This is a genomic window from Shewanella sp. VK101 (assembly GCF_056497865.1).
In genome coordinates this window covers 4,879,375-4,897,083 of record NZ_CM151402.1, presented here as the reverse complement: position 1 = coordinate 4,897,083, position 17,709 = coordinate 4,879,375, and the positions used below count along the sequence as shown (strand labels likewise).

The 17,709-nt window shown below is 53.2% G+C and carries 16 protein-coding genes; 5 read left to right on the top strand and 11 right to left on the bottom strand.

Going from position 1 to position 17,709, the window contains the following annotated elements:
* Nucleotides 1-253: 253 nt before the first annotated feature.
* Nucleotides 254-3,022 (bottom strand): DNA polymerase I, encoded by a 2,769-nt coding sequence (gene polA / locus ACSHSR_RS21800; protein WP_144218793.1) that lies wholly within the window; start codon nt 3,020-3,022, stop codon nt 254-256.
* Nucleotides 3,023-3,407: 385 nt separating this feature from the next.
* On the opposite strand from polA, the gene elbB reads away from it, so the two are divergent.
* Nucleotides 3,408-4,061: an isoprenoid biosynthesis glyoxalase ElbB gene (gene elbB / locus ACSHSR_RS21795; RefSeq protein WP_479631145.1), complete on the top strand. Its 654-nt coding sequence runs from the start codon at nt 3,408-3,410 to the stop codon at nt 4,059-4,061.
* A 112-nt stretch (nt 4,062-4,173) separates the two neighbouring features.
* On the opposite strand, the gene glpG is transcribed toward elbB, so the two are convergent.
* The 5 genes from glpG to ACSHSR_RS21770 all read right to left on the bottom strand — a co-directional run bounded on the left by glpG (nt 4,174) and on the right by ACSHSR_RS21770 (nt 8,478).
* A complete protein-coding gene (gene glpG, locus ACSHSR_RS21790; protein WP_208142313.1) occupies nt 4,174-5,007 on the bottom strand; it encodes a rhomboid family intramembrane serine protease GlpG in 834 nt (277 codons plus the stop codon).
* Between the two features lie 3 nt (nt 5,008-5,010).
* Complete coding sequence (gene glpE, locus ACSHSR_RS21785) at nt 5,011-5,313, bottom strand: thiosulfate sulfurtransferase GlpE (protein ID WP_025888989.1); 303 nt, start codon at nt 5,311-5,313, stop codon at nt 5,011-5,013.
* A gap of 78 nt (nt 5,314-5,391) precedes the next feature.
* Nucleotides 5,392-6,417 (bottom strand): L-threonine 3-dehydrogenase, encoded by a 1,026-nt coding sequence (gene tdh / locus ACSHSR_RS21780; protein ID WP_479631538.1) that lies wholly within the window; start codon nt 6,415-6,417, stop codon nt 5,392-5,394.
* 23 nt (nt 6,418-6,440) lie between these two features.
* On the bottom strand, nt 6,441-7,634 hold the full coding sequence (locus ACSHSR_RS21775; protein WP_479631144.1) for a glycine C-acetyltransferase: 1,194 nt from the start codon (nt 7,632-7,634) through the stop codon (nt 6,441-6,443).
* Nucleotides 7,635-7,833: 199 nt separating this feature from the next.
* Nucleotides 7,834-8,478 carry a TetR/AcrR family transcriptional regulator gene (locus ACSHSR_RS21770; protein WP_025009072.1) on the bottom strand — a complete coding sequence of 215 codons (645 nt, stop codon included), beginning with the start codon at nt 8,476-8,478 and terminating at the stop codon, nt 7,834-7,836.
* Nucleotides 8,479-8,597: 119 nt separating this feature from the next.
* Between ACSHSR_RS21770 and waaA the strand changes: the two genes are divergently transcribed.
* A complete protein-coding gene (waaA, locus tag ACSHSR_RS21765) occupies nt 8,598-9,869 on the top strand; it encodes a lipid IV(A) 3-deoxy-D-manno-octulosonic acid transferase (RefSeq protein WP_479631143.1) in 1,272 nt (423 codons plus the stop codon).
* Here waaA and ACSHSR_RS21760 read toward each other — a convergent pair.
* Nucleotides 9,855-10,571, bottom strand: a complete 717-nt coding sequence (locus tag ACSHSR_RS21760) for a 3-deoxy-D-manno-octulosonic acid kinase (RefSeq protein WP_208150262.1) — start codon at nt 10,569-10,571, stop codon at nt 9,855-9,857. The genes waaA and ACSHSR_RS21760 overlap by 15 nt on opposite strands.
* An 85-nt stretch (nt 10,572-10,656) precedes the next feature.
* Between ACSHSR_RS21760 and ACSHSR_RS21755 the strand changes: the two genes are divergently transcribed.
* From ACSHSR_RS21755 to ACSHSR_RS21745, 3 genes are read left to right on the top strand one after another with little or no spacing between them, the layout of a single operon-like run.
* On the top strand, nt 10,657-11,703 hold the full coding sequence (locus ACSHSR_RS21755; protein ID WP_479631142.1) for a glycosyltransferase family 9 protein: 1,047 nt from the start codon (nt 10,657-10,659) through the stop codon (nt 11,701-11,703).
* Between the two features lie 23 nt (nt 11,704-11,726).
* Nucleotides 11,727-12,797: a hypothetical protein gene (locus ACSHSR_RS21750; RefSeq protein ID WP_107352615.1), complete on the top strand. Its 1,071-nt coding sequence runs from the start codon at nt 11,727-11,729 to the stop codon at nt 12,795-12,797.
* Complete coding sequence (locus ACSHSR_RS21745; RefSeq protein ID WP_144164614.1) at nt 12,794-13,903, top strand: glycosyltransferase; 1,110 nt, start codon at nt 12,794-12,796, stop codon at nt 13,901-13,903. The genes ACSHSR_RS21750 and ACSHSR_RS21745 overlap by 4 nt, the downstream gene beginning before the upstream one ends.
* Before the next feature lie 99 nt (nt 13,904-14,002).
* Here the strand turns inward: ACSHSR_RS21745 and ACSHSR_RS21740 are convergent, their stop codons facing one another.
* From ACSHSR_RS21740 to ACSHSR_RS21725, 4 genes are read right to left on the bottom strand one after another with little or no spacing between them, the layout of a single operon-like run.
* The gene (locus ACSHSR_RS21740) at nt 14,003-14,965 is read right to left on the bottom strand and encodes a WavE lipopolysaccharide synthesis family protein (RefSeq protein ID WP_479631141.1); all 963 of its coding nucleotides are present in this window, start codon (nt 14,963-14,965) and stop codon (nt 14,003-14,005) included.
* 36 nt (nt 14,966-15,001) lie between these two features.
* The gene (locus tag ACSHSR_RS21735; protein WP_025009076.1) at nt 15,002-15,727 is read right to left on the bottom strand and encodes a glycosyltransferase family 2 protein; all 726 of its coding nucleotides are present in this window, start codon (nt 15,725-15,727) and stop codon (nt 15,002-15,004) included.
* Nucleotides 15,724-17,280, bottom strand: coding sequence for a phosphotransferase (locus tag ACSHSR_RS21730; RefSeq protein ID WP_181881377.1), 1,557 nt, complete (start codon nt 17,278-17,280; stop codon nt 15,724-15,726). Before ACSHSR_RS21730 ends, ACSHSR_RS21735 begins: the two co-directional genes overlap by 4 nt.
* Nucleotides 17,281-17,315: 35 nt before the next feature.
* Complete coding sequence (locus ACSHSR_RS21725) at nt 17,316-17,690, bottom strand: HAD hydrolase family protein (RefSeq protein WP_123115406.1); 375 nt, start codon at nt 17,688-17,690, stop codon at nt 17,316-17,318.
* Nucleotides 17,691-17,709 lie beyond the last annotated feature (19 nt).

The following is a 17,709-nucleotide window of genomic DNA, read 5'->3' as shown; positions in this document are numbered from 1 at the left end:
AAAAAGACGACAATAATGTGGAGTCGATCACAAGAATCGTTGGCTAGAAAAGCGCCTTTTGATCTTTAAATTACAAAAATGAGCTTAAAAAGCAGGCTTTTAGCGCTGGTTTGTCGATTTTTTGCCAAAAATTGTTGTTTTTAGTTCAGGTAGGGTAGCTAATGACGGGAGCAGATGCGGATAATCATAGCCTTGTGTTCAAAACACAAAAAAGCCATCCCGAAGGATGGCTCTTGATGGAATAGATAGATTATCAGTGAGCCTGATCCCAGCTGTCACCCAAGCCGGCTTCAGCCAGCAAAGGTACATCCAGGGTAGCGGCTTCAGCCATGAGTTTGCAGATCTGGTGTTGTAGCTCTTCGGCTTTCGCTTCATTGACTTCAAACACCAATTCATCGTGAACCTGCATGATCATGGTGATTTCCCCCTTGGTATCAGAGGCTATCCAGTCGGCAACTTTGATCATCGCCTTCTTGATGATGTCGGCTGCTGTTCCCTGCATAGGAGCGTTGATTGCAGCCCGTTCTGCGGCTTGACGCCGCATGGCATTGCGATCACGGATTTCCGGCAGATACAGGCGCCGACCAAAGAGTGTGGAGACATAACCTTGCTCGGCAGCGAGTGCCCTGGTCTCTTCCATATACTTGAGCACGCCGGGATAACGCTTGAAGTAGGTATCCATATAGCTTTGTGCTTCAGTGCGGGGAATATCCAGTTGGCGTGCCAAGCCAAAGGCGGACATGCCATAGATAAGACCGAAGTTAACCGCCTTGGCCCGTCGGCGCTGCTCTGGAGTGACAGTTTCAAAAGCCACATCAAAGACTTCAGCCGCCGTTGCTCTGTGAATATCTTTACCCTCGGCGAATGCCGCCAGCAGGCCGGCATCCTGGGACAGGTGAGCCATGATCCTGAGCTCAATCTGTGAGTAGTCGGCGGCCAGAATCTTGCGCCCTGAAGGTGCGATAAAGGCCTGACGAATTCTGCGCCCCTCTTCGGTGCGGATAGGAATATTCTGCAGGTTAGGGTCGCTGGACGACAAGCGGCCGGTGGCAGCGTTGGCTTGATGATAGCTGGTATGCACCCGGCCGGTTTTGCCATTGATCATCAGCGGTAACTTATCTGTATAAGTGCTCTTGAGCTTGGTCAGGCTGCGATGCTCGAGAATGATCTTTGGCAATGGATAATCCAGCGCCAACTCTATCAATACCTCCTCGGCGGTGGATGGCGCGCCTTTCGGCGTTTTCTTGATCACCGGATAACCCAGCTTTTCGAAGAACAGCGCCTGCAGCTGTTTGGGAGAACCCAGATTGAACTTCTCTCCGGCTATCTCATAGGCTTTTTGCTCCAGCGCATCTATCTTTTGTGCCAGCTCATCACTCTGCTGCGACAGTTGCATACTGTCGATCAACACTCCGTCGCGTTCCATCTGTGAGAGCACCTGAATAAGCGGCAACTCAAGTTCGGTGAAAACGTTGGCTAACTCTTGCTCCCGCTCAAGCCTTGGCCACAGGTGTTGATGTAGCCTGAGTGTGATATCGGCATCTTCGGCGGCGTAAGGCGCCGCTGTTTCCAAAGGGATCTGGTTGAATGTCAGCTGCTTGGCGCCTTTACCGGCAATATCTTCGAAGCTGACACATTTGTGCCCCAGATACTTGAGCGCTAGGCCATCCATGTCGTGTCTGGATGCTACAGAATTGAATACATAGGATTCGAGCATGGTATCGAAGGCGACACCGGCCAGTTTGATACCGGCATTGGCCAGAATACTGATGTCATATTTCAGATTTTGACCGACTTTCTTTATCTCGGGATCTTCGAGAATAGGCTTGAGTTTGGCCAATACCCCTTCTCTAGGCAGCTGCTCGGGGGCATCCAAGTAATCGTGTCCCAGTGGCAGATAGGCGGCTTCTCCAGCCTTGACGGCAAAGGACAAACCCACCAGTTTGGCGTCCATATAGTTGAGGCTGGTGGTTTCAGTATCTACCGCCATCAGTTCGGCATCGGCCAGCTTTTTCAGCCATTTTTCCAGTGCGGCTTCTGTCAGTATGGTTTCGTATTCTGTCTCTATGGTGACTTGAGATGGGGTTTCCTCCTGAGTCTCTGGCGCTGTTGTGTTGGCCGCCTTGGGGTGCGGCATCCTGTTGTCCAGAACTTCTGCCAACCAACGCTTGAACTCCATCTCGCCGTAAAGCTGTGTCAGTTGGTCTTTATTGGGCTCGGTAATATTGAGTTGATGCCAATCCAGATCCAGCTCGCAATCTGTTTTGATAGTTGCCAGATCGTAGGATAGTTGCAGCATCTCGGCATTGTCGGTGATTTTCTTGGCCATGGTCTTGGCACCACGGAAGCCAAGTTCCGTGACACAATCCGGTTGCTGCAGTAGCTTGGCGACACCACCGGCCCCTGTCAGCATGGCCAACGCGGTTTTCTCACCCACACCAGGCAGTCCCGGGATGTTATCGGCCTTGTCGCCCATCAGGGCCAACAGGTCGATGATAAGCTCGGGGCCGACACCAAATTTACTGGTGACCTCTTCCGGTCCCATTATGGTGTCTGTCATTGTGTTGATCAGGGTGACGTTGTCATCCACCAGTTGCGCCATATCCTTATCGCCTGTGCTGATCAGAATGGCACGGCCTTCCTTACTGGCCCTGGAGGCAAGAGTGCCTATCACGTCATCGGCTTCAACCCCGGGAATACAAAGGAGTGGCAGGCCAAGAGCCTCGATGATGGCATGCAGGGGGGCTATCTGACTTCGCAGATCATCAGGCATTGGTGGCCTGTGGGCCTTATACTCGGCGTACATCTCGTTACGAAACGTGGGACCCTTGGCATCAAAAACAACCGCCATCTGTTGTGGCTTGTATTTGCCCAGCAAGCTGCGCAACATATTGACTACGCCATAAACAGCCCCGGTAGCTTCACCCTTGGAATTAGTCAGGTGAGGCGGCGCATAGTAGGCCCGATAGAGGTAGGAAGAACCATCCACAAGGACGAGGGGGTTTTCTGCTATTGTTGGCATAGTTTTGTTTCAATCTAAGCTGTCTTAAGTGCTGCTAAGCATGCCATATCAAGGCATTTTCGGCCATGACAAAATCACCCACAGCCTGTGGATAAGTCTGTGGGTGAAAAAATCAACATAGAGAAAGGCGGTAGAGAACAACATAAAGTTGTTTTTATAACTTGTTGATATTTATTTGTTATTTGTTTTTTTGTGAGTCAGGTAAAAGTTTTACTAAATCTTATCGGTTGTGGATTTTTTAAATTCCTTTTCCAGATTCGCACCTTGGTAGCGGTAAAAATCGCCTCTTAGCAGAGACGATGAATTAAGTTAGCATGATTTTTAATCAGATCAACCAGCTTGTAACTGGTTTGTTAAACCCAAATGACATAAGAGGGAATTTTTAATGAAAAAAATCGCAGTTCTTCTCAGTGGTTGCGGTGTCTTCGATGGCAGTGAAATCCATGAGGCGGTGTTGACCCTGCTGTCCCTGTCTCGTTCGGGCGCGGCTTACCAGTGTTTTGCCCCTGATATTCCTCAAATGCATGTGGTCAATCATCTCAAGGGTGAAGTCGTGGAGACTGAGCAGCGCAATGTGTTGGTGGAGGCTGCTCGAATTGCCAGGGGTGATATCAAGGCGACTTCTGATCTGAATGTAGCTGACTTCGACGGCCTGATCATTCCCGGAGGCTTCGGGGCCGCTAAAAACCTCTGTAACTTTGCCGTAAATGGCAGCAATAGTGAGATTGCCGCTCCGGTACGTGAATTTATCAGCCGTTTTATCAGTGCAGACAAGGTGGTGGGTTTTATCTGTATCGCGCCTGTGATGATCCCGAGCCTCTATGGTGAAGGGGCCAGAGGCACCATAGGGACGGACGCTGAAACCGCAGCGGCCTTTGTAGCCATGGGCGGTGAACATCAAAATGCCAAGGTAGATGAAATTGCGGTCGACAGTGAGCGCAAGATAGTCAGCACCCCGGCTTACATGCTGGCAGGTTCCATTGCTGAGGCCAATAGTGGCATTGAAAAGCTGGTGGCCAAGGTGTTGGAGCTGGCCTAAGCCCTGTCCAAGTTACTTTGAACCTATTCAAGAGGGAGCCTGAGCTCCCTCTTTTTAGTGTTGCCGGCTGTGCAGAGTGACTTTGGCGTGTACAAACCTGAGCCACATAGGATTATTTTTTCCCGCGGTTGTCGAGCCAGCCTTGGGCCAGCCCGACCAAGAGTCCACCCAGATGCGCGCCGTTGGCTATCGAAAGGCCAAACACATCCATAAAGCCAAGTACCAGCCACAACAGCATAAAACCCATCAAGGCCGGTGGCAGACCTATGCCTTTCTCTGGGCTCATACGGCCGCTGACCCAGGTATAACCCACCAGGCCATAGACAACCCCGGAAAGACCGCCGAAGTTGGGACCACTGAGATAGAACTGCACTATATTGGGCAATGTACCGGCGACCAACAGCAGAGTCAGTAAAGGAGCAAGACCGATACGGTTTTCTATTTTGCCACCCAAGACCCACCACCAGAGTAGGTTAAAGGTGATATGCAGCGCCGAGAAGTGCAGCAGGCTCGGGGTAAACAGGCGCCAGAATTGGCTGAAACCGGCATCCGAAGTGGCGCCGAAGAAGGCCAGGGCTTCGAATACCTGATTGCCGTAGCCCAGGTTCATGGCTGCGAAGATAGCTATGCAGACCAGTAGAATGATCAGCGTCAGCGGTCCGGCGCCGGTAATAAATTGACTCAGCAGTTGCAGCGATGGCGCGCCATAGTCAAAGCGGATTCGGTTGTCGCCATGCTCCCAAGAGGCCTGCAAGTACTTGGGGTTTAACGGATCTTGGACAAAGTCGAGAAATGCTTTGCGCCCCTTGGCTTGGTCTGTGTCCTCAATAACATGGATGGCCACCCCCTGTTCCAGATGTGTGATGCGACAGGGGATCCCTTCACCCTTGAGGTAGTCTACCAGCGCCTGGGCAGCACGTTCATTGGGGAGGCGGCCGATTTCCATGCCTCAGTCCCTCGGCCAGGCAGCGAAACCGCCATCCAGGCTGTAGACCTCATCGAATCCTTGATGTTGCAAATATTCCGCTGCGCTTTGGCTGCTGATGCCATGATAACAGCAGACAACCAAGGGCTTATCCATATCGGCGTCCCTTAGATAGTCGGCCAGATTGTCATTGCCGAGGCGGACGGCTCCTGGAATATGGGCCGTCTCGAAACTGGCAGGGTCGCGAATATCTACTATCTGCAGCTCGGCATCTTCGGCCATCATTTGCTGGAGTTGAACGACAGAAAGGTGTTGGTAACTGGACATACTTTGCCTGTAAAAGAGGTGATGCTTGTTAACAGTGTGCATCAGGGCGCTGCATGAGTACAGCGCCCTGTTTGATGATCAATCCCAGCTGAGAATGACCTTGCCGGATTGACCCGAACGCATGGCATCGAAGCCCTGCTGGAAGTCATCCACCTTGTAATGGTGGGTGATAATAGGTGCAATATCCAATCCTGACTGGATCAAACTGGCCATCTTGTACCAGGTTTCAAACATTTCCCGGCCATAGATGCCCTTTATCACCAACCCCTTGAAGATGACCTTGCTCCAGTCTATGGCCATATCGCCACCCGGGATCCCCAACATGGCAATTTTGCCACCGTGGTTCATAGTATCCAACATGGAGTGGAAGGCCGATGGCACACCGGACATTTCCAGGCCGACATCGAAGCCCTCTGTCATGCCGAGCTCACTCATCACATCTTCGAGTTTTTCCTTGGCCACATTGACGGCTCGGGTCGCTCCCAGCTTGCGCGCCAGTTCCAGACGGTATTCGTTGACATCTGTGACAACTACGTGGCGGGCACCGACATGGCGACAAACCGCGGAGGCCATAATGCCTATGGGGCCGGCTCCGGTGATCAGCACATCTTCACCGACGAGATCAAACGACAGCGCAGTGTGTACCGCGTTGCCAAAGGGGTCGAAGATAGCGGCCAGATCGTCGCTGATATCATCGGGGATCTTGAAGGCGTTGAAGGCCGGGATCACCAGATATTCGGCGAAGGCGCCTTCGCGGTTAACCCCAACACCCACAGTGTTACGGCACAAATGAGTGCGGCCACCACGGCAATTACGGCAGTGACCACAGGTGATATGACCTTCGCCTGACACTCGGTCACCAATATTAAAGCCACGAACTTCCTGACCCATATCTACCACTTCGCCGACATATTCATGGCCGACAACCATAGGAACCGGGATGGTCTTTTGTGACCACTCATCCCAGTTGTAGATATGCACATCGGTACCACAAATGGCGGTCTTGCGAATCTTGATCAGCAGATCGTTATGGCCCATTTCAGGTTTGGGCGCGTCTACCATCCAGATGCCTTGTTCAGGCTTGAGTTTACTCAGTGCTTTCATCATGTTACTCCATGGGATAGGTATCAGATGATACCCATCTCCTTACCGATTAGGGTGAAGGCTTCGATGGCCTTGTCCAGCTGTTCACGGCTGTGAGCCGCCGACATCTGGGTACGGATACGGGCCTGTCCCTTGGGTACTACCGGGAAGGAGAAGCCGATGACATAGATGTTTTCCTGCAGCAGGCGGTTGGCGAAGTCACTGGCCAACTTGGCATCACCCAGCATGACCGGCACTATGGCGTGATCGGCACCGGCCAGGGTGAATCCGGCTGCAGCCATTTTTTCACGGAAATAACGGCTGTTTTCCCATACCGCTTCGCGCAGTTCCTGGCCCTCTTTGAGCATCTCCAGCACCCGAATCGAAGCGCTGACGATGGAAGGCGCCAGTGAGTTGGAGAATAGGTAAGGGCGTGAACGCTGACGTAACCAATCGACAACTTCTTTGCGGGCCGCGGTGAAGCCGCCGGAAGCGCCACCCAGCGCCTTACCCAGGGTGCCTGTAATGATGTCGATACGACCCATCACATCGCAATATTCGTGGGTGCCGCGGCCGTTCTGGCCGATAAAGCCAACGGCGTGGGAGTCATCGACCATGACCATAGCGCCGTATTGGTCGGCGAGATCACAGATACCCTTGAGGTTGGCAATAACCCCATCCATGGAAAACACCCCATCTGTCGCTATCAAGATATGGCGGGCACCGGCATCGCGGGCGGCGATCAGTTGGGTTTCCAGGTCGGTCATATCATTGTTGGCGTAGCGGAAACGCTTGGCCTTACACAGGCGGACACCGTCAATGATAGAAGCGTGGTTCAGGGCATCCGACACTATGGCATCTTCCGGGCCCAGCAGGGTTTCAAACAGGCCGGCGTTGGCATCGAAGCAGGAGGAGTAGAGGATGGTATCTTCCATGCCGAGAAACTCGGACAGATTGGCTTCCAGTTGCTTGTGAATGTCCTGGGTTCCGCAAATAAAACGTACCGAGGCCATGCCGAAGCCATGGTCTGCCAACCCGGTCTGCGCCGCCTTGATCAATTCAGGGTGATTGGCCAGGCCCAGGTAGTTGTTGGCGCAGAAGTTGATAACTTCTGCTTCGTTGACGCGAATGGCCGGTTGCTGCGGAGAAACTATTACACGCTCGCTCTTGTACAGGCCTTCGGCCTTGACGTCGGCAAGCTGTTGGTTGATCTGATCGTAGAATGAGGTAGATGCCACCTTAAGTCTCCTTGATTGGATTATTCTGTTTATTGGAGTGGTGGCATTTTAACCCTAAAGCCAATGGCTCAACACTCTTTTTTAAGCTGAGCCGACAGGGATAAATCAGATTAGGGCTAGTGCTTGTTTCAGATGAGAAAAACTAAGGAAGTCGAGAAGGAGAAAGGCACCTGAATGACAGATGCCCAAGGCTGCAGCGCTAGTCTTGCTGGTGAGCCAAAGTTTGGTAGTGCTGCTCCAGGCGCTCGAAGGTCGAGGTAGAACTGGGGGTGGCGTAAGCCTTGAAGATCATCAGCACCCTGAGCAGGCCTTCATAGAGTGAAGACTTGGTAATATTGGCTATGCTGGATTGGGTCAGCTGATAGCTGATCCAGAAACTGACTATCATCTTGATGGTATCGGCCAGGCTGGAGATCTTGTCTTGCTCCAGCTGCAGAAATCCATCCTGGCACAGTAGCTGTAGCACATGGCTAGAGCGGGTCAGCACCTTTTGCTGGGCTTCCAGATAGCGCTTTTTCAAGGCCTCATCGCGACTGAGGATGTCGGCCAGGTTGGCGTACATAAAGCGAAATTGCCACAGGGTATAGAACATGGCATCGAAATAGCCAATCAACAACTCGACATCGACTTGCCTGTCTTCATAGGGTTGAAACCCCAGTTCCAGATGATTTTCATACTGGGCGAAGATGCAGCGAATAATGTCTTCCTTGTTGCGGAAGTGATAATAGAGATTGCCCGGGCTTATTCCCAGATGGGCCGCGATATGATTGGTGGTGATGGAGCGCTCGCCGTGTTCGTTGAAGAGTTCCAGACTGGCCTGGATGATTTTATCGCGGGTTTTCATCTGAGTCCTAAATGGTTGCGGCATCATCCGCAATCCGGCGAATGGCTCTTGGTTATGCTGCTTCGGGTATTATGCTAGCATTGTGACAATCCATCAGGCAAAACTCAATTATCCCGCCAATGAACCTTAGTCGTTACTCACTTTTGCTGTATCTGTTGTCGCCACTCTTACTGCTGTATCTGGCATTTAGGGCCTTGAAAAGCCCGGATTACCGCGGCAGGTGGGGCGAGCGATTCGGCTTGTTCAAGGCCAAACCGACAGACCTGTTGATCCATACTGTTTCCATGGGGGAAACCCTGGCAGCAGTGCCGCTGATCAAGGCACTGATGCAAGCCAATCCGGACTTATCTGTCACGGTAACGACCACCAGCCCCACAGGTTCCCGCGAGGTGAATAAGGCGTTTGGTGACACAGTGCAGCATTGTTACCTGCCGTTCGATCTTCCCTGGTGTGTGCGGCGTTTTCTGAACAGGCTCCAGCCTGCCAACCTGATTGTGATGGAAACTGAACTCTGGCCCAACTTACTGCATCAAGCCAAAAAACAGGGCGCCGGCATCATGCTGGCCAATGCCAGGTTGTCGGCCAAGTCGGCCGCCAAATACCAGAAGTGGGCCGGGCTTAGCCTGCCCATGTTGCAGCTACTGGATAAGGTAGCCGTGCAGACCCAAGCCGAGGCCGAACGCTTTATCGCTCTCGGGGTTGCCGGCGACAAGCTGAGTGTTTGCGGTAGCCTCAAGTTCGACCTGCAACTGGATCAGCAGAAGATAACCAAGGCCAGAGGCGAAAGGCAGTTGTGGGGACGCGCCTCGTCCCCGGTATGGGTTGCCGGCAGTGTTCATCCTGGGGAATTTGCCGCCATGCTGGAGTGCCATAAACGCTTGTTGGCGCTGTGGCCTGAGGCTTTATTGATCATGGTACCGAGACACCCGGAGCAGTTCGATAATGCCGCCACGGCAATCAAGCAGGCCGGGCTTGCATATGTGCGGCGCAGCAGCGGCCACGAGCTAGCTGCCGAGACTCAGGTGCTGCTGGGGGATACCATGGGGGAGCTGCTGGGGTTATATGCCTGCGGCGATCTGGCCTTTGTCGGCGGTACCCTGATCACCAATGGCGGGCATAATCCGCTGGAGCCGGCAGCCTTGGGCTTGCCGGTATTTGTCGGCCCCAATCATTGGGACTTTGCCGAGATAACCCGTCTGCTGCAAGATGCCGGAGCCTTGCAATTGGTTGAAGATGCTTCCTCGCTGGCGAGTGGCATAACGGCACTGTTACAGGATAGCGATGCGAGACGCCGCGCCGCCCAAGCCGGCTTGGAAGTGGTTAGCAGCAACAGAGGAGCACTGCAGAAGCAGTTGCAGTTGGCTCAGGCCTTGTTGTCAGGCACTCGCTGAGCCGCGGTAGCCTTCCAGCAGCCACTGCCAGTTCTCTTCAGTAAATTGCAGCTCGGGCTGTTTGCGTTTTTCCTTGTTGAAGGAGCGCAGCAGCCGACTGAGATTGGCCTGTTGCCAGCCATCGGCTGGGGTTCGCAGCTCACCTCGGTCAAAATCAATCAGATAAAAGCCCTGGTTGCTGCTGAGAATGTTTTTGGCGTTGAGATCGGCATGGTAGACACCGCGCTGATGAAAACGGCCAATCAAGGTGCCGAGTTGTTGCCACTGTGGGCGGGACATGGCCTGTTTTTGCAGCAGAGCCACCAGATCCTCGGCACCATGAATGCGGCGGATCAGAATGTCGGCCCGGTACCAGAGCCCGAAGCGTTCCACTTTGGCGGCAATGGGCTCGGGCACAGGTAAACCTTCTTCAAAGAGTTGCTCCAAGAGCGCCAGTTCTGCCACGGCGCGGGTCTTGGTGAGGCCTGTGAACAGGTAGGCGTCTTTGCTGAACTTTTCCATCAAGCCACCGCGCCAATAGTGGCGCAATACCCATTGCTGTTTCTCATGCTCAACAAACCAGGTGGTGTAACGCCCCTTGGATGAGCCGACAATCGCTTGCTGTTGCCGCCAAAAAGATTCGTCAAACCAGGTTTCATCCAGGGCTTGTGGGGCGGCAAGGCTCAGCGCCAGGCAACCCTTGGCGGTGTTTTTAATCTGCATCGGCTATTTGTTCGTTATAAGCGTGGAACCTGGGTCTATTCTACATTAAGATCTGGGGTTTGCACCCAAGAAGCCGATTCAGTCCATGAGCCTTGACCCCGCGAAAATTCAATCTCTCTGTTTGCTGCGCCTGTCGGCGATTGGCGATGTTTGTCACGCAGTAGCCATGGTGCAGGCGATTCAGCGCCAGTACCCGCAACTGGCCATCACCTGGGTGATAGGCAAGATAGAATATCAGTTGCTCAAGCACCTGCCCGGAGTTGAGTTTGTGGTGTTCGACAAAGGCCAAGGCTGGAAGAGTTATCTCAATCTGCGGCGGGCGCTCAAGGGACGTCGCTTCGATGTGCTGTTGCACATGCAGGTGGCGCTGCGGGCTACTATAGCCTCATTGATGATCCCCGCTAAGGTGCGCATAGGTTTTGACCGGGCCAGAGCCAAAGAAGGGCAGTGGCTGGTGACCAATGAACAGGTGGCTCCGCTGGCGACGCCACACGTGCTGGAAGGTTTTATGGGTTTTGCCGCCAAATTGGGAGTAACAGATTTGAGCCCCAGCTGGCATATCCCGCTGCCGGAAGAGGACAAGGCGTTTGCTCGTCAGTGGGTCGCTGATGATGATAAGACTTTTATCATCTGCCCGGCGGCGAGTAAGGCCGAACGCAACTGGTTGCCAGAGCGGTATGCCGCCGTGGCCAACCATGCGTTTGAACGCGGGTTCAAGGTGTTGCTCTGCGGTGGCCCAAGTGCATTGGAAAAACAGCTGGCTGAGGACATCAGTGCCCAGTGTCAGCAGCAGCCAACTAACTTGATTGGCAAAACATCTCTGGTGCAGTTGCTGGCTATTCTGGAGCGGTCCAGCCTGGTGTTGGCTCCGGATACTGGTCCGGCGCATATGGCGGTGACCCAAGCGACGCCGGTTATCGGTCTCTATGCTCATTCCAATCCGGGGCGCACCGGGCCATACACTTGGAAGGAATATGTGGTGAGTGCCTATGAGCAAGCGATAGCGCAGCAGTTCCCGGGCCATCAGGTTCCTTGGGGCACACGAGCCAAAGGTGAACATCTGATGGAGTTGATCTCTGTGGAGCAGGTGTGCAGCATGTTCGATCGCGTGGTCGCCGACTTTCGTCTTTGAAGTATCAGTCTATGAATAAGCCTATGACAGCCCAATCCGCAGTAAAGTTTTTGTTTGTGCCCGTGTCTTCTGCCGAAGGCATGGGTGAGTATATGCGCTCCTTGATCATCGCCGATGAAGTGAAGCGGGTTTGGCCACAGGCGGATATTCGCTTTGTTCTCAGCCGGGAAGCTCCCTACGCCAAGACCTGTCCCTATCCGGCAGATTTGCTGGCCCGGACGCCCACCAAGGAGGTCAAGGCGGTCAACGGCATTATGGATGAGTTTGCTCCCGATGTGGTGCTGTTTGACGCCTCAGGCCGTAAGTCACAACTGAGCCATGCCCACAACTTGGGTGCCAAGGTGATCTTCTTCAGCCAGCACAAGCGCAAGCGCAGCCGGGGTATGAAAATAGGTCGCGCCAGGGTCACAGACAGCCACTTGGTCGTACAGCCTGAGTTTGTTATCGGCCCTATCAGCGCCTGGGAAAGTATCAAGCTAAAGCTCATTGGTAAGCCGGAACCTGTGTGTATCGGCCCTGTATTTACCCCGCCGGATGAAGCGCGGCAGCAGACTTTGCTGCAACAGTATGGCTTGAATGAGGGCGAATTCTTGCTGTTCAACGCCGGTTCCGGCGGCCATAAACTCAATGACAAGCTGGCAGCCGATTACTTCTTTGCCGCCGCCGAGGCTTGTTACCAAGCCTCGGGTATCCCTGTGGTGATGGTGTTTGGCCCCAATTATCCCAAGGATTTACCGCAGGCTCCCGGAGTTATAGCTATTTCCTCGTTGGCCAATGCCGACTTTATCAATCTGCTGGTGGCTTCGCGTGCGGCGGTTCTCAGTGGCGGTGATACCCTGCTGCAGGCCATAGCACTGCGTAAAAATACCCTGGCGGTTGCCGTGTCCAAAGATCAGCCTGCGCGAATTCGTGTCTGTTCAGACAAGGGGTTGGTGCTGCAGGCCGAGGCCGAACAGATGGGTTCGGCAGTACAGACGCTGTTGTCGCCGGATATGGACCAGAAGCTGCAACAAGCCATGGCCGCAGAACCGGACATGAACGGGCTACAGCTCACTATAGATGCGCTTAAGGCGTTGCTGGAGAATCAAGCATGACAGGCAGAAGAATCGCCATTGCCATAGACAGTCTCGCCGGTGGCGGCGCCGAAAAAGTAATGCTGACGCTGGCCACAAGCTTGAAGCAGATGGGACACGAGCCTCATCTGCTGGTGCTGCATAATGACTGTCACCACGAAGTGCCCGCCGCCCTGGCGGTGCATTTCTGTTTCGATGCCAAAGAGCGCAATATCGACAGTTTCTGGCGCCTGAAATCATCGGTTGCCAGAGTGCAGAGCTGGATTGCACAACTACAGCAGCAATATGGCACATTCGAGTTGTTTCTCTCCAATCTGGACAAGACCAACCTGTTGATGACTCGCGCCAGTGTGGCGCCACTCTACTGCATAGTGCACAACTCGATTGAAGAGGAGTTGCAAAGGCAGCGCAAGTTGGGGCCATTTGCCTACCTGAGTATGCTCAAGGCCAAGAAGGCGCTCAATGGCCAGAAATTGGTGACGGTTTCCAAAGGGATCGCCGGGGAGATAACGCAAGTGGGCCGGATCAAGCCCGCTTCGGTGCAGACTATTTACAATCCGTTTGAGCTGGACAAGATCCAGGCCTTGTCACAACAAGTGCCAGCAGATATGCCGACAGGGGATTATATGATCCATGTCGGCCGTTTTGCCCGGCAGAAACGCCACGATGTGCTCTTTGCTGCCATGAAGCAGATGAAAAACCCTATGCCATTGGTATTGTTGTGTAACAACAAGAAGAAGGCACTCAAGGCGGCGCATAAGTTTGGGGTCAGCGACAGGGTGATCATCCCGGGATTCCAGACCAACCCCTACCCCTGGATCAAAAATGCCCGTCTGTTGGTGCTCAGTTCCGACTATGAAGGCCTGCCAACGGTATTGATTGAATCACTGGCAGTGGGAACCCCTGTGGTGAGCAGCGATTGTCGTCATGGCCCGAAAGAGATCTTAACCGGGGAGTTTAGCCGTTATCTGGTACCCCGTAGGGAACCTGCTGCGCTGGCCAAGGCCATGGATGCGGCGCTGAATGATTATCCGGACTGTGCTACGGCCGAGATACTGCAGCAGGTGGGTGCCAAGCGGGTTGCTGAGCAATATCTGGCATTACTCAACGGGCCGGACTCAGAGTAACAAAGATTAAAAAAGGGCTGATTCGGCCCTTTTTATTTAGGATTGTACGAACGAACCCGGCCTGCTCTCTGGCGTGCAAGGGCTATTTGCCGGAACCCGTTAACCGAGTCTGAACTTGAGGTAGCTGAAAGGCATTTTCAGCATGCGTCGCCATCCCAGAGTACTGAACAGGGCCAGTTTGGAAGCCGGAAACTTAGGGTCACAATAGTGCTGGTAGAGCAGTTGCCAGTCGAGATGACTCATCTCGTTGGGGCGCTTGCTCTTGGGGATAAAGCGCTTTATCAGACCAAGCCCAATCTGCTCAGGCTCCAGCACCAGTAGATTGGAAGCCATAAATCTATCCCACTGCTCATCCATAGCGGCATCAAAATGGTGCCTGTGCTCCAGCTTGGGCCATGCGGGATCCAGGCGTCTCAGCCAGATATCACAATAAATCTGCTCTGCATGGGGGCAGGTCAAAGGGGCGCCATGATATTGCGCCTGATCGCTTCTCGAAGGGTCGTATTCGAGATCGGCAAACAGTGGCAGGTCCCATATCTTCAACAGATCTTCCTTGAGCCCAAAGTGGAAAAAGTCACTCGGGTGCCTGACGACTCTCTGCCCTTCGGCATAACGCCGAAAGTAGCTGGTATTGACTACGACTCTTTCCTGGAAATAGCTGTCGGCGGCATTGCGAACGGGATACTTGCCCTGGGCTGCCACAAAACCGTTGCCGGTCAGGAAATTGTCCGAGCGCAGTTTGACGGCATAGCGGGTTTCTACCCGTTTAAGCCCTTCGGCGGATGAGACAATTTGGCGGTTGAAGTTGAGTTTTTGCGGTTTGCCGGCGGCATCATAGGCCACTATGTTGCCGCCCGGGTCCTGATTGAGTAGCAGCAGATCCGGCTCCAGCCCACTGCAATCCTGCCCCTCCCAGGTGGAGAGAATAATCTTGGCACCGGGCAGGTGCTCTCTGATGCTTTGCAAACACTTATGGGTAATGCCTGTTTCCTGGGCCCTTTCCTGGTAGCTTTGAACCGGGCCTTGCACTACCACTGTGATATCGCTGAAATTGATTGCCATAATTAAGCGTCTGAATTGTCGTCGAAAGGAGCCTGGCTAATCGGCTTGTGCCAGCAGGGATAGATATTCTTCAGGAACACCACAAAAAATCACTTCATCGCGTTCAATCAGATGGTAATGGATCTGCTTACCCTGACTTATCAGGTAGTTGTATAAAGGCGCTATATACAGCTCCTGCTTTTGCCACTCGCTGGCGGGCTTGGCGGCCTCCTGGGTATAGGCTGTGCAAAAATCGGCGGCATGGCGAAAGTAGTACAGACCTGTACTGCACAGATCGGAAATCGGCCTTTTTTCTGCGGTTTCAACGACGAGCGTCGAATCTACAGCGGCAGGTTTAGCGTATGACCAGTTACTGCCTTCACCCTTGAACACTTCAAGATAGCCGTCGCAATGCTCTGTGATGGCAGGAAAGCTAAAGCCCGGGCGGAAAGTATCGATATTGAAGATGGTCAGCGGGGTTTGCGGGTCGACATCCGTTAACCCCAAATAGACGGTTTCGGCTTGTCCTCGAGTCGCTTCCGTGAGCGAGACGATACGGTAATCCTTGATCCCCAGTTGCCGGCAGCGCTTTTCAACAAACTCCGGAGTGTTATAGACATCGCGCACGATAAATAGAAACGGCATGGTCGCAAAATAGCGGCTGAAACTCAGCAGCGCATGGTCAAATAAAGGCTTGCCATGGGCCGGTAGCATATATTTGGGTTCCTGGTAGCCGGCTTTGAAGAAACGGGAACTGAGTCCGGCCATGGGGATGACTATCATAATTGGGCTCCTGTGCAGCTTTGCAGGCGATCATACAGGCGATAGGCATTGCCGATAAAGCCCAATTGTCTGTCGGGTCTGTCATTGTGCAGTGGCAGCATGGACAGAAATAGCTGGATCTGCATGGCGTAGAGCTGGCTCTCGCTGACACCGAATTCGCTGGCCATCAGTTGGGTGAAGTCGGCCATGATCTGTTCCCGTCTCTCTGTCACCGCAATATCGAAGTTGAGCGCTTGACCGTCGAGCTGCGCCCGAAAGTAGCTGGCGATAATGGAGTCGTACAGTCCCATCACAGAATGGGCCAGTTTGGCGATGTCGTAGAGGCTGTTGCCATATATAGTTTGCTGCTCGTCGCCGTCTATGCCGCGAGGATCTATCACCTTGATATTACAGGTGCGAAAGTCGTAGAGAATATTACTGAAGCAAAAATCACCGTGCAGCACATTGAGTTGACCACTGTCACCAGGAAGTTGCGCCTGAGTCGCTTCGGCCAGTTGATAGATGCTGGGCCTGAGTTGACCATTAAAAACGATGGGCTGGTGGAGATCCAGCGGCGTTTGCTTGGCAAACTCCTTGAGGCGTGAGCGGGTCTTGGCCATAAACAAGCCATCCAGGGTCGGCTTGGGTTGCGCCTTTTGATTGGCGGCATCCTTAATAAACTGGCTGCAGGCTCTGAGTATTTTACGCCAGGCAAAAGCTGGCAGTTGGCTGAAGACATACAGCTCGTTGAGCGCCGTCAGATGCAGGTATTCTATGCTGTAGCCAAAGAATTCAGTGGTTTCCTGGGTGCCGAGTAATTGTGGGATATAACTGCGCAGTGGCCCTGGTAGTTCAGTGTACCAGTTGGCTTCGGCAGCCAGTTTACGCTTTTTGTGGCTGTATTTACTGACCACCTGTCCCTGAATCGACATCTCATTGAAGGCTCTCTGGGTGGTCATTCGGCTCTTGGACTGATAGTAAGTATGACTGTGGCCGAAGTCATACCAATGCTCGAAGCGCTCGGGGGTGAGGCCTTTTTCGGCAATATAGCCGTTGAGTCCGGCGATAAAGTCCCACTTGCATTGGGTGATATGGCGGATCAGGGCTCTTGGTGCAGAAAAACTGAAAAAACCATTGGCGATCAATTCACTGGATGGTGGCTGATCACTATGGTGTTTATTGAGCATGCCGGTATCCGGATTGAATTCGGCCCAATCATAGTTGTCTTCAACTTGGCTCAGGCCGAGCAGATCCGGGGTCTGTGGCAGGGCATCGAACAAGGTGTCTCCATGCAGCACATACAAGGGCTCGGTCGTGGCAAATTCCAGCAGATTGAGGGCATAGACTATAGACTCCCCCAGACTCAAGTGAGTCGGCAGGTACAGGAGTTCTACCTGCTTTTCTGCCAATGCCTGGGTATCATAGGGCCCTGGAATAAAACCCTCTGGCAGTGTCATCACCACTCTCGCTCCCTCGGGAAGCAGGGCCAGTTGATGGTGAAACAGCCGTTTATTGCCTACCGGTAAAAAACAGGGCGGCAGTGGCCCGAATTCAGACTGGAGTTCAGATGCCACGAGTGCTGCAGAAGTTATCAGATACATGCTTGGCCCTATGCTTTGTCGTCCGCCAGTAACTCTTCTATCTGCTCCCGGCTCAACTTGGCAAATTCTGATGGTCTTATTGCCCGGTCATCAATATAGAAACCCTCATGACCACACCAAGGCTTACCCACCAGAATTTCATCGTAGGGAACCTGGTGCTTATCGAGCCAAGTGGTGATCACCGGCAGGGTATGAATATTGATCTTGCCAACATTCCCCTCAAAGGTGCGCATATTGCGAGCGGTGGAGATAACAATGTCAAACCCCTGCGCCTGATATTCACGCAATTTGGCTATCACATCCAAGCGCGGTGACACCGCGCTGTAATCCTTACTGTCACCTTGGGTAAGGGTGCCGTCAAGGTCGACTATGAGTCGTTTCATCTCTGCCCCAATAGGATAA